Annotated in this window: 11 protein-coding genes; 7 read left to right on the top strand and 4 right to left on the bottom strand. The window is 70.8% G+C overall.

The window, feature by feature from the left end; genetic code table 11:
* Positions 1 to 7 precede the first annotated feature (7 nt).
* On the top strand, positions 8 to 1,183 hold the full coding sequence (locus FOF48_RS03745) for a serine hydrolase (RefSeq protein ID WP_304503194.1): 1,176 nt from the start codon (positions 8 to 10) through the stop codon (positions 1,181 to 1,183).
* 9 nt (positions 1,184 to 1,192) lie between these two features.
* Here the strand turns inward: FOF48_RS03745 and FOF48_RS03740 are convergent, their stop codons facing one another.
* From FOF48_RS03740 to FOF48_RS03730, 3 genes are all read right to left on the bottom strand, one after another.
* Positions 1,193 to 1,783 (bottom strand): SRPBCC family protein, encoded by a 591-nt coding sequence (locus FOF48_RS03740; RefSeq protein WP_143898730.1) that lies wholly within the window; start codon positions 1,781 to 1,783, stop codon positions 1,193 to 1,195.
* Positions 1,784 to 1,932: 149 nt separating this feature from the next.
* Positions 1,933 to 3,234, bottom strand: a complete 1,302-nt coding sequence (locus FOF48_RS03735; protein ID WP_143898729.1) for an acetamidase/formamidase family protein — start codon at positions 3,232 to 3,234, stop codon at positions 1,933 to 1,935.
* 54 nt (positions 3,235 to 3,288) lie between these two features.
* The gene (locus FOF48_RS03730) at positions 3,289 to 6,360 is read right to left on the bottom strand and encodes an aminotransferase class I/II-fold pyridoxal phosphate-dependent enzyme (RefSeq protein ID WP_143898728.1); all 3,072 of its coding nucleotides are present in this window, start codon (positions 6,358 to 6,360) and stop codon (positions 3,289 to 3,291) included.
* A gap of 182 nt (positions 6,361 to 6,542) precedes the next feature.
* Between FOF48_RS03730 and FOF48_RS03725 the strand changes: the two genes are divergently transcribed.
* From FOF48_RS03725 to FOF48_RS03715, 3 genes are all read left to right on the top strand, one after another.
* A complete protein-coding gene (locus FOF48_RS03725; protein WP_143898727.1) occupies positions 6,543 to 10,898 on the top strand; it encodes a carbohydrate binding domain-containing protein in 4,356 nt (1,451 codons plus the stop codon).
* Between the two features lie 172 nt (positions 10,899 to 11,070).
* On the top strand, positions 11,071 to 11,598 hold the full coding sequence (locus FOF48_RS03720; RefSeq protein ID WP_143898726.1) for a YbhB/YbcL family Raf kinase inhibitor-like protein: 528 nt from the start codon (positions 11,071 to 11,073) through the stop codon (positions 11,596 to 11,598).
* A 49-nt stretch (positions 11,599 to 11,647) separates the two neighbouring features.
* Positions 11,648 to 12,583, top strand: a complete 936-nt coding sequence (locus FOF48_RS03715; RefSeq protein WP_143898725.1) for a hypothetical protein — start codon at positions 11,648 to 11,650, stop codon at positions 12,581 to 12,583.
* A 29-nt stretch (positions 12,584 to 12,612) separates the two neighbouring features.
* On the opposite strand, the gene FOF48_RS03710 is transcribed toward FOF48_RS03715, so the two are convergent.
* Positions 12,613 to 13,485, bottom strand: a complete 873-nt coding sequence (locus FOF48_RS03710) for a JmjC domain-containing protein (protein WP_370456549.1) — start codon at positions 13,483 to 13,485, stop codon at positions 12,613 to 12,615.
* A gap of 263 nt (positions 13,486 to 13,748) precedes the next feature.
* Here FOF48_RS03710 and FOF48_RS03705 point away from each other — a divergent pair, with 263 nt between their 5' ends.
* The 3 genes from FOF48_RS03705 to FOF48_RS03695 all read left to right on the top strand — a co-directional run bounded on the left by FOF48_RS03705 (position 13,749) and on the right by FOF48_RS03695 (position 16,563).
* On the top strand, positions 13,749 to 14,018 hold the full coding sequence (locus tag FOF48_RS03705; protein WP_143898723.1) for a GlsB/YeaQ/YmgE family stress response membrane protein: 270 nt from the start codon (positions 13,749 to 13,751) through the stop codon (positions 14,016 to 14,018).
* Between the two features lie 286 nt (positions 14,019 to 14,304).
* Positions 14,305 to 15,099 (top strand): transglutaminase-like domain-containing protein, encoded by a 795-nt coding sequence (locus FOF48_RS03700; protein WP_143898722.1) that lies wholly within the window; start codon positions 14,305 to 14,307, stop codon positions 15,097 to 15,099.
* A gap of 306 nt (positions 15,100 to 15,405) precedes the next feature.
* Positions 15,406 to 16,563 carry a thaumatin family protein gene (locus FOF48_RS03695; RefSeq protein ID WP_143898721.1) on the top strand — a complete coding sequence of 386 codons (1,158 nt, stop codon included), beginning with the start codon at positions 15,406 to 15,408 and terminating at the stop codon, positions 16,561 to 16,563.
* The last annotated feature ends 10 nt before the right edge of the window (positions 16,564 to 16,573 follow it).

Below are 16,573 nucleotides of genomic sequence, written 5' to 3'. Positions count from 1 at the left end.
CGCGGACATGACGACCGCCCTGCGCGGCCACGTGGAGCGAGGGGACCTGCCCGGGCTCGTCGCCCTGGTCGCGCGCGGAGACGCCGTGCACGTCGCCGCGCTGGGCACGCAGGGGCTCACCACCTCCAGCCCACCCATGCGGCGCGACACCCTCTTCCGCGTCGCGTCCATGGCCAAGCCCCTGACGGCCGTGGCCACGCTGTTGCTGGTGGAGGAAGGGAAGCTCGCGCTCGACGGTGCCGTGGACCGGTGGCTGCCGGAGTTGGCGGACCGGCGCGTCCTGCGCAGGCCGGACAGCCCGCTCGAAGACACCGTCCCCGCGAAGCGGGCCATCACCGTGCGCGACCTGCTCACCCTGCGCTGGGGCCTGGGCGCGGTGATGGCGCCGCCCGGCACCTACCCCATCCAGGAGGCGATTCGCGAGGCGCGGGTGTCCGCCGGGTTCCAAGCCATCACCGACCCGCCGGATGAGTACATGCGGCGGATGGGCACCCTGCCGCTCGTCCATCAGCCGGGGGAGCGCTGGATGTATCACACCGGCTACGAGGTCCTGGGCGTCCTGGTCGCGCGCGCCTCCGGCATGCGCTTCGATGACTTCCTGCGCGAAAGGCTCTTCGTGCCGCTGGCCATGAAGGACACCGCGTTCAGCGTGCCCGTGGAGAAGCGGGGCCGGCTGTGCACCGCCTATGCACGCGACCCGGGAACCGGGCGGCTCGAGGCCTGGGACGAGCCCTCGAACAGCTTCTGGTCCCGCCCTCCCGCGTTCCCCTCCGGCGGTGGCCAGGGAGGACTGGTGTCCACGGCCGACGACTTCCTCGCGTTCGGCCGGATGCTGCTGAGCGCGGGCCGCCACGGCGACACCCGCATCCTGTCGCCCGGGAGCATCGAGGCCATGATGACGGACCAGATTCCCTCGGAGCAGAAGGACGCCTCGCCCTTCTACCCCGGCTTCTGGGACGCGACGGGGTGGGGCTTCGGCGGCGCCGTCACCACGCGGCCGGATGGCATCTCTCCCACCGCCGGTCGCTATGGCTGGGGCGGTGGCTACGGCACCACCTTCTTCATCGACCCGCGGCAGGACCTGACGGCGCTGCTCCTGACCCAGCGGCGGGTGCAGGACCCCGAGGAGGGAGCCCTGGCCCTGGAGTTCTCCAAGGACGCGTACCGGGCGCTGGAAGGCTGAAGCGCGGACTCAGAGCGCCGGAGCGGGCGTCGCCGCGGCGGCCTGGACGTTCGCGGGGGAAGCCGGGGCGCCAGTCCGCACGGCGGCGTCCAGGTTCACGAGCCCCTTCTCGAAGTCCTTGCCCACCAGCGTGTCCATGTTGATGACGAGCGACATCGCCTTGCCCATCAGGGTGTTGTCGCCATCCATGCTCCAGCGCACCCGCGTGCCGCCGTTCTCGGGGGTGAGCGTGAAGACCGTCTGGTTCGTGGCGGCGAACGGCTTGACGAACGTCAGCGTGAGGACGACGCGCTGCCCGGGCTGGCTCTCCGTGATGAGCATGCTGCCTTCGCCCGCCTGACCTCCTCCGGCCCAGGAGAAGCGGGCGCCCGGCCCCTCGTCGGGCCCCTCGAAGGACTTGGTCAGGCCCGGGGCCAGCTCGAAGCGGTACGGGTTCCACGTGTCGAACCGGCGCAGGTCGTTGATCATCGCGAAGACGGCATCCGGCGAAGCGGCCACGTGCGCGTCGCGCTCCACGCGGAAGCGGTCCGGGCGGGTGGCGATGAAGGCGCCCAGCGCGGCGACGAGGATGAGGGCGGCGATTGCGAGCTTGATGGCCATGGAGGGGCTCCTGTTCCCGTGAAGTGAGGCTCCCGGGGTGAGCGGGAGGGTTCAGCTCCACGTCGAACGAGGGGCCGCGAAATCGACACGCCTGTTTCCGCCCCATTTTCCGCGCCGCCCCTCCCCCCGGTCTGCGCCGGGAGCGCAGGTCACTTCGCTGGGGGACGGAGGGCTTCGAGCCGGACCTTGTCGAGCTTCGCGGCGACCCCCACGCTGCGCCCCGCGAGGTTCGCGACGACGTACTGCACGGAGCTGCCCAGCACCTGCGCGCTCTCCGACAGGGTGAGCCCGTAGTCCTGCTCCAGCCACTGGGCCAGCCCCTGCGTCGCGGAGCGCAGCGCGTCGTCCAGCGAGCCGCCCTGCCCCAGCGCCATCAGGTGCGTGGGGGACTCCACCCGGGGCGTGGAGGGCGGCGGCTTGCCGTGGAGGACGTCCACGGTGAACTCGACGTCCATGGAGGTCTCCAGCGCGTACTGCGACGTCTCACCGTCGCCCTGCGCGGCGTGCGCGTCGCCCAGGTACAGCAGGGCCCCGGGCTGGGCCACGGGCAGGTAGACGGTGTTGCCCTCCACCACCTCGTTGAAGTCCATGTTGCCGCCGTAGCGGCCCGTGTCGCCGGTGGACAGCGGCGCGGAGCCGAAGCCCTGCGCCACCGCCACGCCGCCCAGCATGGGCCGCAGCGGCACGCTGAAGGCCCTCAGGCGCTCCGTCGGGGTCTCCGGCCTCGCGACGCCGCGCTCCAGGTCGAGCGTCCAGCGCACCGGCTTGCCCAGGCCCGCGGCCTTCGCGGCGAGCCCCGGCGTGAGGGCCCGGCCCACGATGCTGTCCAGGCTGTCCGCGAACGGCCGGTTCGGCTTCAGGCGGCGGATGTGGATGGCCAGCGTGTCGCCGGGGTTCGCGGTGGCGATGAAGAAGGGGCCCGTCTGCGGATTGCCGAAGAGCGCGCGCGTGACGCCCTTCGCGTCCATGCCGCCGGAGTCGAGCGTCGAGGTCCGCACCGTGTCTCCCGGCCAGACCGTCAGCACCGGCAGGCGGTGGGCGGTGAACTCGTTGGACCAGGTGGTGGGCGTGAAGTCGTGCACGCGCGGAGGCCCCGCGGGGCGAACGGGAAGCAGCCGCGCCGTGAAGGCATGGGCCACCCGAGCCTTCGGGTTGTTGCTGTCCGGGTAGTCCGCGGTCCCGCGCAGCCCGTCGCTGCTCACCTTGCCGTCGAAGACGTAGGTCTGCTGGCGCGAGTCCGTGACGACGAAGTGGACGACGTTGCCCGCGCGCTCCCCTTCCAGCCGGTCCCCGTCGAGTTCCCCCGTCAGGCGCTTCCCGGCGCGCTCGAGCGTGAGGAGCTGGTAGGCGGGGTTGCCCCACAGGTCGGTCGTCACGAGCCAGGACTCGCTGGCCGCGAGCGCGCCGGCCGGAAGGCCGCAGAGGAGGAGGACGAGGAGTGAGCGGATCATCGGTCGGTGGAGTGTAGAGGGAACGACGCGGATCCGCTCGCCGCACGGGCCGTGTCAGCGCAGCCGCTTGCCGAAGGCGCGCAGCCGCTCGCGGGCCTTGAGCAGCTTCTCGCGCGGGATGGAGAACACCGCGCGCACGCGCTCCGCGTCGCCGCACCACGCTCCGCCGTTGAGCACCACGTGGGTGTGCGCGTAGATGACGCGGGGCAGGTTCTCCGGCGTGAGCGTCACCCCGTCCACCGAACGCCCCAGCCAGGCCGTCATCCGCGGCGCGAGGAAGAGGCCCCCGGCCTCCGTGGCCTCCGCGCGGCCGTCGTCCGGCAGCGCCTCCGCCAGCAGCGCGCGCTTCTCCGCCAGGTCGCGCCGCATCCTCGCCAGATAGGCCCGCAGCGCCTTGTGCCTCGCCGGATAGAGCAGCTGTCCATCCGGCCCGCGAGCATGGGCCGCGTACAGGTACGCCGCCGCGCGCGCCGTGGGCGTGTGCAGCACCCCCGGGGCGCTGTCGCGCAGCGCCGCCACCAGCGCCCGGTCCTTCGTCGCGAGCCACCCCACGCGCAGCCCTCCGGCCGCGAACTCCTTGGACAGCCCGCCCAAAAGCACCGTGCGCGCGCCGATGCCGGGCACCGCGCCCTCCAGCGTCACCGGGCTGTGCACCGTCTCCGCGGTGGGGTTCGTGAGGTTCACCAGCCCGAAGATTTCATCCGACACCCAGAGGCAGCGCTGCTCCACGACGTACGTCGCCAGCGCCATCAGCTCCTCGTGCGACAGGTAGTGGCCCGTGGGGTTCGCCGGCTGGGACAACACCACCGCGTCCGGCGCCCCACCCCGCGCGCGGCGAGACAGCAGCGCGCCGAGCGGCCCGGACTCCACGTCGCAGCCCGCCGCGAGGAACGTGGGCGCCAGCACCCCGTAGCAGGGGGTGACCAGGAACACGCGCGGCGCGCGGCCCAGCCGCTGGCGCAGCGCCACGCCCAGGTGGTGCATGAGGGGCCAGACGCCGGGCGCCACGACGACGTCCTCCGGGGCGTAGCGGGCCCCGCGCGTCTCCAGCAGGAAGGCCGCCACGGACTCGGCGAGCCCCGTCTGAGTGGCGTCCGCGCGCGGGGCGACGCCCGCCGCGATGAGCCCTTCCACCAGCGGCAGCGGCAACGGCCCCTCGTTCTCGCCGTAGTCCAGGCGCACCAGCTCCGGGTCGCCCTCGTGGAAGAAGCGCGGCGCGAACGCGGGCTCCTCCGCCAGCCGCGCGATGCGCTTCGCCCGGGGCAGCGGCACCTCTGGCGAGCGGGCCGGCGCGGGCGGCTCCGGCTCCGCGAAGGCCATGCGGAAGGCGAGCAGCTCCGAGAAGGTGCGCTCGTAGAACCACTCCGCCAGGACGCTGATGCGCGAGTACGTCACCTCCGCGGCCACCTCCAGGTCGGCGCGCAGGGGCTCGGGCACCGGGAGCAGCAGCGTCAGCTCCAGGTCCGGCCACACCGCGTTCTTGATGAGCCCGTACAGGATGACCAGGTTGGGCGCCTGCGGCGTGCGCGCGAGGAACTCGAAGAGCGTCCGCGGCTCCACCTCGCCGGTGATGTTGAAGAAGGCGCTCTCATCCAGCACCACCCAGATGCCGCGCCGGGCCGCCTCCGCCACGATGTCGCGCAGCACCGCCAGGTTGGTGCGCTCCCCCGGCTCCACCGTGAGGAGCACCGCCTTCACGTCGAAGGCGGTGAGCAGGCGGCGGATCTCCCCCAGCGCGTTGTGCGTCACGGTGGCGCGCACGCCCGCCTTGTCCAGCGCGCGGGCGTAGAGCGGGTGCAGGCTGCGCGACACCAGCACCGTGTCCCCCGGGTCGCACGTGGCGAGCAGGAACGAATACACGGCCTGCTCGCGCTCCGGCGCGACGAACAGCGAGTCCTCCGACAGCCTCAAGCCGAAGTGCCGGTCCAGGTAGCGCGCCACCAGCCGCCGGAAGGACGCGTCCCCGGCCTCGTGCGCGTAGGGCAGGTGCGGCGACTGCGACAGCCGCTCCGCGAGCGCCGTGACGAAGCCCAGCTGCTCCGGGGACGCGGCGCCCAGGTCCAGCTCCTCCTGGAGCGGCGCGATGCCCAGGGCGCGCAGCGACGCGCGCAGGGCCAGCGTCTCGCGGGGCTGCGACAGGTGGGCCTCCCAGACCGCCACCTCGTGCCAGATGGGGTGGCCCGCCTGGAGCCAGCCGAGCGCGGTCGCGGCGCGCAGCGGCTCCGGGCTGTGGGCCTCCATGAAGAACTCGAACTCCCGCTCGGTGCGCTGCTCCAGCGACACCAGCGGGCGGATGTCCGTGTCCGCCGCCTGCATCACCCGCCGGGCCACGCGCACGCGGGTGGTGAACCCGCGGCGGGTGAACATGCGCGCGATGATGGAGCGGCCCGGCCGGCCCGCCAGGTTGAGGAGCAGCCGCCCCCCGGGCAGCAGCCGCTCCGGCGCCTCGTCGAGCAGCCGCGCGATGAGCCCCAGGCCGAAGTGGTCCTCGTAGACGTTCTGGAGCGACGTGTAGTTGGACAGGTCCAACAGCGCCTGCTCATCCGCCTGCGCCAGCTCCGCGGGCAGCTCATCCCCGCGGAGCACCTGGGGGATGCACCCGACGATGAAGTCCCAGGCCGGGGCCTGCGGCAGGCCGCGCAGCAGGTCGCTCTCCCCGAAGGACAGCCGCGACACCAGCTGCTCGTCTCCGTTGAGCCACGCGTTGCAGAGCCCCACCGCCGGGGCCTGCGGGTTCAGGTCCAGGCCCCGGATGCGCGCCAGCCCCGTGAACTTCGCCAGCGCGATGCAGATCCACCCGGAGCCCGCGCCCACCTCCACCAGCTGCTTGCCGGCGTACTCGTCCAGGGGGACCTTCAGCAGCCCCTCCAGGAACGTGAAGGCCCACGCCTCCGGCGCGAAGATGGACGGGGGGATGAACAGCTCCAGCCGCTCCTGCGACGCACCCACCGCCACCACCACCGACGCCAGCCGCAGGGGCGCCCCCTCCGGCTGACCGCGCGACAGCTCCGCCAGCTCGCGCAGCTCCACCAGCGCGCGGGGACGCTCCTCCGGGCGTGCCAGCGCCTCGGCGAGCGTACGCAACTGGACAAAGGCTTCACGAGGAGACGCGGGATAGGTGGCCATGGCGCGCCCGACTGTCCGGGCCCGGGTGCCCCCTGTCAACGACAGCCTGTCCCCAGGGGACTGACGCATCGCAGTATCGATTTACAGATTGTCATTACCAGTTTACATGGGAAATCCAGAGTCAAACACCGGTAAGCAGTCCGGACCGGACGGCCCTCCTCCCGGCCGGTCAAGGACGCTCCATGAAAAGACTGCCGCAGTGGGTGTGGCTCGCGGTGCTCGCGGTCTCGCTGTTTCACGCGGACCGGGCACGGGCGCAGATCGCCGCCGCGCACGTGTATCACAATCACATGCCCAACTTCTGGGCGTACTACGACCTGACCCAATACAACGCGACGCCCGTGGGAGGGCCCATCCGCTACGCGTATGACGGGCAGGTCATCCAGATAAAACAATCGCCTCCGGCCAACTACACCTACTTCCTGCCATCGGGCGCGCCCATGCCGCACGACGACCTGGTGACGTATTACTCGCACCACGCGAAGGTGGGCGCGTATCAGTTCTGGCCGCCGGACGTGGCGGCGGACATGAAGGCCAACGCCTCCACCGGGCAGGTGCACGTCACCATGTCGGGCGCGGTGGTGAACAACGTCAACGACCTGGTCACCCGCCGCAACGTGTCCGGCTATGACAACGCGAGCTGGGGCGCGACGTGGCGGGACCGCTACACCAACCTGCGCACGCCCGCGGGCAACCGCACGTTGGACCTCATCCACTTCACGGGCCACCACTCCATGGGGCCGCTGGTGGGGCCGGACTACTTCCTCAAGGACCTCATCCACCAGAACGCCACCCTGTCCCAGTCGTACTTCCTGGGCAGCGGCTTCACGTCCTCCAAGGGCTTCTTCCCCACGGAGCTGGGCTTCTCCGAGCGGCTCATCCCCACGCTGGCGAAGCTGGGCGTGAAGTGGTCCGTGATTGGCGACAACCACTTCTCCCGCACGCTGAAGGACTACCCGTTCCTGAACGACCCGGGCGCCGACACGCTGGTGTCGCCGCCCAACCGCGCGGACCTGCAGAACACCAGCACGGTGGGCGCCTGGGTGAGCGAGGGCATGGCGCACGAGCAGCAGGTCATCCGCAACAAGTACCCCTTCGCCTCCACGCCGCACTGGGTGCGCTACGTGGACGCGACCACGGGCGCCGAGTCGCGCGTCGTGGGCATCCCCGTCAACCAGAACGGCTCCTGGCTGGAGGGGTGGGAGGGACAGGCCACCGTGGACGTGGTGGGCCTGCGCAACTTCGAGGGCCTGGTGCCGCAGAAGCAGTTCTTCGTGCTCGCGCATGACGGCGACAACTCCGGCGGGCGGGCGGGGTCGCTGGACACGTGGATGAACGGCCGCGCCGTCACCTGTTCGGGCGGGGTGCAGTGCCTGGGCATCGACGAGTATCTGGCCACGAACACGCCGGTCGCCACGGACGTGGTGCACGTGCAGGACGGCTCCTGGGTGGACACGCGCGACTCGTCGTCCGACCCGCAGTGGCACCACTGGCGGCTGCCCTTCGGCATCTGGAAGGGGCAGTTCCCCGCGTTCAACACCGCCACCGGGCTCAACCTGGCGCCGAAGACGAACCTGAGCGGGCTCCAGGAAGGGATGACAGTGTCGCTGGAGCACGGCTGGCACTACCTGGAGCGCAACTTCGCGCTGCTCCAGGCCGCGCTCAACTACGCGAAGACGTCCGAGCAGATCTGGCTGGACGCGCACCCCAACCACTGGAAGCCCACGACGGCGCTGGACTCGCAGGTGACCTACGCGGGCAACCAGCTCAACCCGTGGATGCTGTCCTTCCCCGTCAAGGGCGACGCCGCCAACGACTGGGCGGGCGGCGCGAACCCCGCGGAGCTGGCCTGGTACTTCCTGCTGCCGGCCATGGACTCCGGCTTCGGGTACTACGACGAGAACACGGACGACAACGTGAAGCCGACGCTGTCCTTCAACCAGTCGCTCTACTTCTCCAAACCTTACGTGCAGGACCGGCTGGCGCAGGACCGCACGGGTCCATCCATCTGGGCGCCGCAGCGCTGGCCGTACAACCCGGGCAGCGCCAACACGGACAAGTCCGAGGGCTGGACGCTCCACCACTTCGACAACACCTTCGCGCTCTACACCTACGCGTTCGACGTCAGCGGCATCGCCAGCATCAAGGCGCGCGTGCGCGTGCACACCGCGAAGAGCATCGACCCGCTGGACAACACGCCGCGCGTCTATGACCCGGTGGCGCTCAAGGCCGCGGGCGTGGCCAACATCGACCCGGCGCGCGTGGGCGCGTGGGTGGACTACCCGCTCCAGCGCCGCGAGCTGCGGCCGGTGATGAACGGCGTGTCCTGGCAGCCGGCGTACCTGCCGGTGATGCAGAAGGTGGCCGCGCAGGAGATCGGCGACCTCTACTACGTCTACCTGAGCGCCTACCGCGACCAGCTGGTGGACTTCTACATCGAGGCCACCGACGCGCGCGGCAACGTCACCCGGAGCGAGATCCAATCCGTCTACGTGGGCGCGGGCCGGTACCGCCAGGAGGCGGGCAAGTACATCGAGGACCTCAACGGCGCGGTGGCGGGCACCTACCCGTTCCTCCGCGTGGACACCACCGCGCCCTCCACGCCCACGGGGCTGTCGGCGACGCGGACGGACCGCTCGGTGACGCTGTCGTGGACGGCCTCCACGGACAACGTCGGGGTGACGGGCTACGCCGTCTTCCGCGACGGGACGCAGGTGGGCACGCCCACGGGCACGACGTACACGGACAGCGGGCTGAGCGCGGGCACGACGTACAGCTACACCGTGAAGGCGCGCGACGCGGCGGGCAACACGTCCGCGGCGAGCACGCCGCTCTCCGTCACCACCCTGCCCCCGGACACCACGCCGCCGTCCGCGCCCACGGGGCTGGGCGCTTCGGGGATCACCAGCTCGTCGGTGGTGCTGAGCTGGACGGCGGCCACGGACAACTACGGCGTCAGCCACTACCTGGTGTTCCGCGATGGCACGCAGGTGGCCACGCCCACGGGCACGACGTACACGGACACGGGCCTGTCCTCGAGCACGACGTACAGCTACACCGTGAAGGCGCGCGACGCGGCGGGCAACACGTCCGTGGCCAGCGCGACCCTCTCCGTCACCACGGGGCTCGGGTACACGACGACGGTCTATTACAAGAAGGGCTTCAGCACGCCGTACATCCACTACCGCCCCGCGGGGGGCACGTGGACGACCCCGCCCGGGGTCCTGATGCCGGACGCGGAGGTGGCGGGGTACTCGAAGTACACGGTGAACCTGGGCTCCGTCCAACAGCTGGAGGCGGTGTTCAACAACGGCAGTGGCACGTGGGACAACAACAACGGGAGCAACTACCTGTTCCCCACGGGCACCTCCACGTTCAACGCGGGCGTCATCACGGCGGGCGGCCCGGTGAACGACACGGTGGCGCCGTCGGCGCCGTCGGGGCTTGCGTCGCCCTCGAAGTCCGCGACGACGGTGACGCTGTCGTGGACGGCCTCCACGGACAACGTCGGCGTGACGGGCTATCTGGTGTTCCGCGATGGCGCCCAGGTCGGCGCGCCCACCACGACGGGCTACACGGACAGCGGCCTGTCGTCGAACACGGCGTATGTCTATACGGTGAAGGCGCGCGACGCGGCGGGCAACACGTCCGCGGCGAGCACGGCGCTCTCCGTCACCACCAGCGCGGGCAACACGGCGACCGTCTATTACAAGAAGGGCTATGCCACGCCGTACATCCACTACCGCCCCGCGGGGGGCACGTGGACGACGGCGCCGGGCGTGGCCATGGCGGCGGCGGAGGTCTCCGGGTACGCGAAGCACACGGTGGACCTGGGGTCGGCCACGCAGCTGGAGGCGGACTTCAACAACGGCAGTGGCACGTGGGACAACAACGGGGGGCTCAACTACTTCTTCCCCGCGGGGACCTCCACGTTCAACGCGGGCGTCATCTCCGCGGGCGCGCCGTCCACGGACACCACGGCGCCCACGGTGCCGTCGGGCGTGACGGCGGCGTCGAAGACGGCGACCACCGTGTCGCTGACGTGGACGGCGTCCACCGACGCGAGCGGCATCGCGGGCTATGACGTCTACCGCGACGGTTCGCTGGTGGGTTCGCCCACGACGGCCAGCTACACGGACACGGGGCTGACGGCGGGCACGACGTACAGCTACACCGTGCGGGCCCGGGACACGGCGGGCAATGCGTCCGCGCAGAGCACGGCGCTGTCCGTCACCACGTCCACCAGCGGGGCCACCGTCACCTTCAACGTGACGGCGAGCACCGTGGTGGGACAGAACGTGTACGTGGTGGGCAGCATCGCCGCGCTGGGAAGCTGGAGCCCGGCGGGCGCCATCCTGCTCTCACCGGCCAACTACCCGACGTGGGGCGCGGCCGTCTCGCTGCCGGGGTCCACGGCGGTGGAGTACAAGTACATCAAGAAGGACGCCGCCAATAACGTCACCTGGGAGAGCGGCGCCAACCGCACCCTGACGACGCCGGCCACGGGCACCGCGACCGTGAACGACACCTGGCGCTGAGTTGACGACCTTCACGGCGGGCCCGGTGCACGCGGCCCGCCGTGAAGTCCCGATGACTCGGATTGGCAGGTGGCGCGTTCCCTCCACCGTGTGACAGTCCGCGCCCGGGCCGCGCGCCTTCGGGTGCGCGGAGGGTAGTCTCCCGTCCTCCCCTCTCACCGGAGCCCACCCCATGAAGACCAATCCCTACGACGCCCTGCCCCAGGTGCCCTCCTTCACGGTCACGAGCACCGACGTGCGCGACGGGCAAGCGCTGGCCACCCCGCAGCTCAGCGGCATCTTCGGCGCGGGCGGCCAGGACGTGTCTCCTCAACTGGCGTGGAGCGGCTTCCCGGAGGCCACGAAGGGCTTTGTCGTCACCGTCTACGACCCGGACGCGCCCACCGGCAGCGGCTTCTGGCACTGGGCCGTGGTCAACCTCCCCCCCTCCACCACCAGCCTCCCCTCCGGCGCGGGCGCACAGGACGGCAAGAAGCTGCCGGCCGGCGCCTTCCAACTGCGCAACGACGGCGGACTCGCCGGGTACATCGGCGCCGCGCCACCGCCGGGCCATGGCGCGCACCGCTACTTCATCGTCGTTCATGCCGTGGACGTGCCGTCGCTCGACATCCCGAAGGACGCGTCGCCCGCCCTGCTGGGCTTCAATCTCTTCACCCATACGCTCGCGCGCGCCACGCTCGTCGGAACGTACGGGCGCTGAGCACCCGCAGGTGCGGCGGGCGACCCTGGCTTCGCGCTAGCGTCCCCCCATGGTCCCCCGCCTCATCCCTGTCGTGGCCCTGCTCCTCCTGGCGAGCTGCGCGAAGCCCGCCTGGAGGGTGCGCGCCATTCCCCGCGACGCCATCCAGCTTCCACGCCTGGAGCCCTCCGTGGAGCTGGAGCTGCCGCCCCGAGGCTCCGTCGTCTCCGCCTCGCTCGGGGACGGCACCCCGCTGTGGCTGGTCCACCGTGAGGATGGCACCGTCTCCGTCTTCTCCGCCCTCATCCCAACGGCACATGCCGTGGCCTACGCGGGGACGATTGCCTGGATTCCCACCATGCGGCGCTTCAGCGGCACCTACGTCTGGGACGACCACGGCAGGGTCGTCGGCAACCATGGCTGGGATATGTGCATCGGTCCATGCCCCGAGGACAAGGACATGCCCGACGAGGCAAGGGACATGGACTCCTTCCAGGTCGAGCGCATCCAGGCAGCGCCTGAACGGATCCGCGTGGGCCGCCCAGTCCCGGGCTCGTGGCGGGAGATTCCCCAGAAGCCCCGCCCCTCATGGTCCGCGGAGCCGTCCTGGGTACGCCTCCACCGCCTGTCCGTCGCCGAGGCCCTGGCGATGCCCGAAGGCATGATTGTCGCCGTCGATGCCGCGCTGGTGCTGGCCAGCGCCGGGACGCCGCGAATCTGCCAGCGGCCGTCGGGCTTCTCGTGCTGCCCCAGGGGGTCGCCCCGGCTCTATGACGTCGAGGGCATTCCCATGCGGCACGTGGGGCCTATGGTCTATACCCACAGCGTCCCTCTGCTGCGCCGCTACCGCGACGGCTTCGTCCAGTATGAGCCGGGGAAGAAGCTCGGCGCTCCTGACAGCGTGGGGACCCTGGGCGTCACCGTGCCGAGGGCCTCCGAAACCTGGGACCCCGCCAAGCCTCCTCCCGTGGACCCCTGCGAACAGGCCTCCACGGGAGCCCCTTGAAGCCCCGCGGCGAGCGGACATGCCGTGACTCAACCCGGCAGCAGACCGCGCGCCCTTCGCACCACGCGCTCCATGCCGCTCTTCACGTGGTCCAGCGGCAGGAAGCGGTTCACGGGCACCGGCTGATAGCCCAGCGGCCCCAGGCGCTTGCGCAACGCATGGTTGGCGCGCAGCGCGCGCAGGTGCCGCGCCGTCTCCCGGGTGTTGAAGATGATGGACAGCGAGATGGAGACGTCCTCCATCCCGTTCTTCACGTAGTGCGGCGCCACGAAGGGGATGTGCAGCGCGTCCCCGGGACCGAACGCGTAGCGCGTCGCCGTCTGGTCGAAGGTCTCCCGGTAGCTCACCTTCGAACCCGAGCGCGCGACGAAGGCCTCCAGCTCCGCCGCGGGCACCACCTGCTCATCCCAGGCCTTCGAGACATGCACCGCCTTGCTGCCCCGGAACTGGAGGAGGAGCGTGGAGTAGCGATCCAGGTGGAACGGCGTGACGCTGCCGGGGGACGCGATGAAGAGGTAGAGCATCGGATCCACGGCGGTGGTCCCCACGCCCTGCTCCCGCATCAGGTCCTCCACCTCCGCGAGCATCGCGCGAAACAGCTCGTGGAAGCTGGGGTCCTGCTCCGGCGCGCGAAGCATGATGTACGAGTGGCTCGTCATCATGTTCTCCACGGTGTCCTTCAACGACAGACCGGTGCGGTAGTCCACGTGCGCGCGGTCGAAGTCCGCGTCCTTGGGCAACAGGCCCGAGCTGAAGAACACGTTTTCTGAAGGCAGCCGTTGCACCACGCCCGCCAGGTTCTCCAGCTCCAGCGCGGGGTGTCCCAGCAGCGTGTGGCGGCACCGGAAGGACTCACGGTCGAACAACAACGGCGACCCGGCGGAATCAAAGATGTGCTTCACCAAGATGAACTCCTGGCCGCGTGACGACGCGGTGTTCACTCGATGCCAGCAGAGCGTGAACACCTCGTCAAAATGGGGCGTTTTGCCCCGCGTTTCCGTGGGGCGTTCTGCCCCACGACGCCTGCGCGACCGCCTGTCTTGAGAGGGCATGCGCGAGGGAGCCTGGCCGCCTGCTCTCCAAGGCGACGCCCTCCAGGGAGGGGCGAGCGTCGCCGGGAATCGTGCACAGGTTGTGTCTCATCACCTCGATGGGAGGAATGACAATGGCGTTGGAAGCAATCCTGTTGTGGGCGGTCATCGGCCTCATCGCGGGGTGGCTCGCCTCCGCGGTGGTGGGCGGCGGTTACGGCGTCGTCGGCGACATCGTGGTGGGCGTGGTGGGCGCGTTCCTGGGCGGCTTCATCTTCCGCGCGCTCGGCACCGGGGCCCCGTTTGGCGGTCTGGCCGGAACCATCTTCGTGGCGTTCATTGGAGCGGTGGCGCTGCTGTTGATACTCCGGGTCATCCGGTCCGCCACGGTCCGAAGGGTCTGACCCCTCCGGACCGGATGAGTCGTGGCGTCCCTTCTCGCGCGGGCTCACGGGCCCGCGCGAGAAGTGTTTCAGGGGGTGATGACGCCAGACATCGGACACCGAACGGCTGTCATCAGGCGACACGGCGGGACGCGGCCTGTCACCGGTGAGCACCCAGCGTCGCGTGATGGAATCTCGCGGGTTTGCCTTTCACGCCACCCGGGCGTGAGGCTGGCACGCGTCCTGCTCATGGGTCCCGGCATCCCTGTCGGCTCCGGCCGGCGCTGCTGCCTCCGAGGACCCCACCATGGCGCTCGCTCCCCTCTCCCGTTCGTCCGTCGCCAGCCCGTGCGCGCAGCGCTCGCCCGAAGCCGCGCAGGCCGGCCAGCGCGTCGTGGTGAAGGTCGTCAACGCGGACGGCTCGCCCCTGAAGACGCTGGATGCGCAGAAGCAGCCCCGGGAGCTGGCGGCCCTGCTGAAGCAGTTGGGCCTGTCGCCCCAGTCCCTCCAGAAGACCGCGCAGGGCACTGGCGGCGCGTGTCAGAAGCAGGCCGCGCACCAGCAGTTCCAGCAGGCCTACCAGCGCGACAGCTTCGAGCCGGCCAAGAGCCAGAAGCCGTCGCCCACGCCTCCGCCCGCCCAGGCCCAGAACACCCCCGCGCCCGCGCAGCCCCAGAACGCCGCCGCACCCGCCCAGGGAGCCAAGGGCCCCTCCTCCGGCAAGAGCACGGATCAGGTGGCGCAGGACATCGCGAAGGAAGCCACGACGTGGAAGTACGACTACACGGGCGGCAAGACGTGGGACGCCGCGATGAACAACGCCCAGAACTTCGACACGTCGAAGGCAGGCGTCTGCGTGGACATGGCCATCGAGGCCGAGCAGCGGTTCGAAGCGCAGGGCGTGGACGCGCACGTCGTCTTCGGCAAGACGGCCGAGGGCGACCACGCCTGGGTCGAGTTCAAGGACGACCAGGGCGGCTGGCAGGCCTTCGACCCCACCGCCGCGGCCTGCACCAAGAAGGCCGACGACGCCATCACCCCGTACGACGGCGGCCCCTACCACTACCAGGGCGTCACGGAGACCCACGAAGCCGTGGCCTGAGCGCCCCCCTCGCGGCGCCCCTCGCTCCCGCTGTTCAAACGACCCGGACTTCCACCTTCCCCCAGGTGGAGGCCCGGGTTTGTTCGTGGGCCCGGGCCTGATGACGGCAGACATCAGCGGCCTGACGGCAGTCACCAGGGACAGGGCCGCCAGCCCCCACCGGCCTGCTGCAACTCCCTGTCATTCCAAGGGGTTGCCCGACACCAGAGCACGTGAACTCGCTGGCACGCGTCCTGCTCTAGCCCCCCACATCAGCCGAACCGGCCGGCGCCCCCGCCGACCCATCCAATCTCGAGGAACACCGCCATGGCGCTCTCCCCTCTGTCCAAGTCCTCCGTTGCCAGCTCCTCCTTCTCCCCCCGCACCTCCGCCGCCCAGCTGTCGAGCCCCGTGGCGCGCACCCCGGCGGTGACGGCGGACGCGGTGAAGGGCAAGGGCGGCCCGGGTTCACTCCAGGGCCTGTTCCAGGCGGACGGCTTCGACGGCGCGGCGGGCGCGGGCAAGAAGGGCGCCCTTCAGGGCAGCCCCCTGGAGCAGCTGAGCGAGGTGGTCCAGGCGCTGACCCAGTTGGTGCAGATGCTCGGCAGCCTGCAGGGGCTCGGCGGCGCGCAGCAGGGTGGCGTCCCGGGCACGGAGGGTGCGGCGGGCGTCGGTCAAGGTGGCGGCGAGGGCGCGGACTTCGGCGGCGCGCCGGACCTGGGCGGCGAGGGCGCGGACTTCGGCGGCGTGCCGGACCTGGGCGGCGAGGGCGCGGACTTCGGTGGCGCGCCGGACCTGGGCGGCGAGGGCGCGGACTTCGGTGGCGCGCAGCAGGCCGCCGCGGCGGAGGCGGCCCCGGCCCCCGCGCAGTCGGCTCCGCCGGCCGCCCAGAAGCAGCCTGCCGCTTCCGGTGCCCAGGGCGCGGCTCCGGCCGCGGGCGCCTCCAACGGCAAGAACACCCTCACCCTCAACAACGACGGCGACAAGCCGATGACGGTGAACTTCACCCCCAACGCGGGCGAGAAGGCCGTCGACTCCGTCACGCTGAAGCCCGGTGAGAGCAAGACGGTGCAGTTCCCGGAGGGCTGGTCCGGCAACTTCCGCAGCGACTCCGGTGACGGCAAGAACGCGACGCTCGGTGAAGTGAAGTTCGGCGGCGGGTTCGGGCAGACGTACTACGACGTCAGCTACATCGAGGGCCACAACGCCGCGATGACCATGCAGCCGGAGGCCGGTGGCCGGAAGTCGGGAACGATGGAGGACCTGCTCGCCTCCGCGCCTGACTCCGTGAAGGCCAAGGGAGCGAACGGCGAGGCGTACGGCATCAAGAAGAGCACCACCTCCAACGTGCAGGATCCGGAGGTGGTAGACTTCTTCCGCAAGCACGTCGGCGCGGATCAGGGCTACGTCATCCCCACCGACGACGCGAGCACGCTGGGCAGCAGCGACAGCAACCTCGTCGTCCACATGAAGAACCTGGCCTGATTCCCCCCAC

Source organism: Corallococcus sp. Z5C101001 (assembly GCF_007352635.1).
GTDB lineage: Bacteria > Myxococcota > Myxococcia > Myxococcales > Myxococcaceae > Corallococcus > Corallococcus silvisoli.
This window is presented reverse-complemented; position numbering and strand designations above follow the sequence as displayed.

What these genes read in the sequence shown, in the direction of transcription:
- FOF48_RS03725 (WP_143898727.1), top strand. Translation starts at nt 6,543, where the DNA reads ATGAAAAGACTGCCGCAGTGGGTGTGGCTCGCGGTGCTCGCGGTCTCG.
- FOF48_RS03715 (WP_143898725.1), top strand. Translation starts at nt 11,648, where the DNA reads ATGGTCCCCCGCCTCATCCCTGTCGTGGCCCTGCTCCTCCTGGCGAGC.
- FOF48_RS03745 (WP_304503194.1), top strand. Translation starts at nt 8, where the DNA reads ATGACGACCGCCCTGCGCGGCCACGTGGAGCGAGGGGACCTGCCCGGG.
- FOF48_RS03730 (WP_143898728.1), bottom strand. Translation starts at nt 6,360, where the DNA reads ATGGCCACCTATCCCGCGTCTCCTCGTGAAGCCTTTGTCCAGTTGCGT.
- FOF48_RS03740 (WP_143898730.1), bottom strand. Translation starts at nt 1,783, where the DNA reads ATGGCCATCAAGCTCGCAATCGCCGCCCTCATCCTCGTCGCCGCGCTG.
- FOF48_RS03695 (WP_143898721.1), top strand. Translation starts at nt 15,406, where the DNA reads ATGGCGCTCTCCCCTCTGTCCAAGTCCTCCGTTGCCAGCTCCTCCTTC.
- FOF48_RS03705 (WP_143898723.1), top strand. Translation starts at nt 13,749, where the DNA reads ATGGCGTTGGAAGCAATCCTGTTGTGGGCGGTCATCGGCCTCATCGCG.
- FOF48_RS03720 (WP_143898726.1), top strand. Translation starts at nt 11,071, where the DNA reads ATGAAGACCAATCCCTACGACGCCCTGCCCCAGGTGCCCTCCTTCACG.
- FOF48_RS03700 (WP_143898722.1), top strand. Translation starts at nt 14,305, where the DNA reads ATGGCGCTCGCTCCCCTCTCCCGTTCGTCCGTCGCCAGCCCGTGCGCG.
- FOF48_RS03735 (WP_143898729.1), bottom strand. Translation starts at nt 3,234, where the DNA reads ATGATCCGCTCACTCCTCGTCCTCCTCCTCTGCGGCCTTCCGGCCGGC.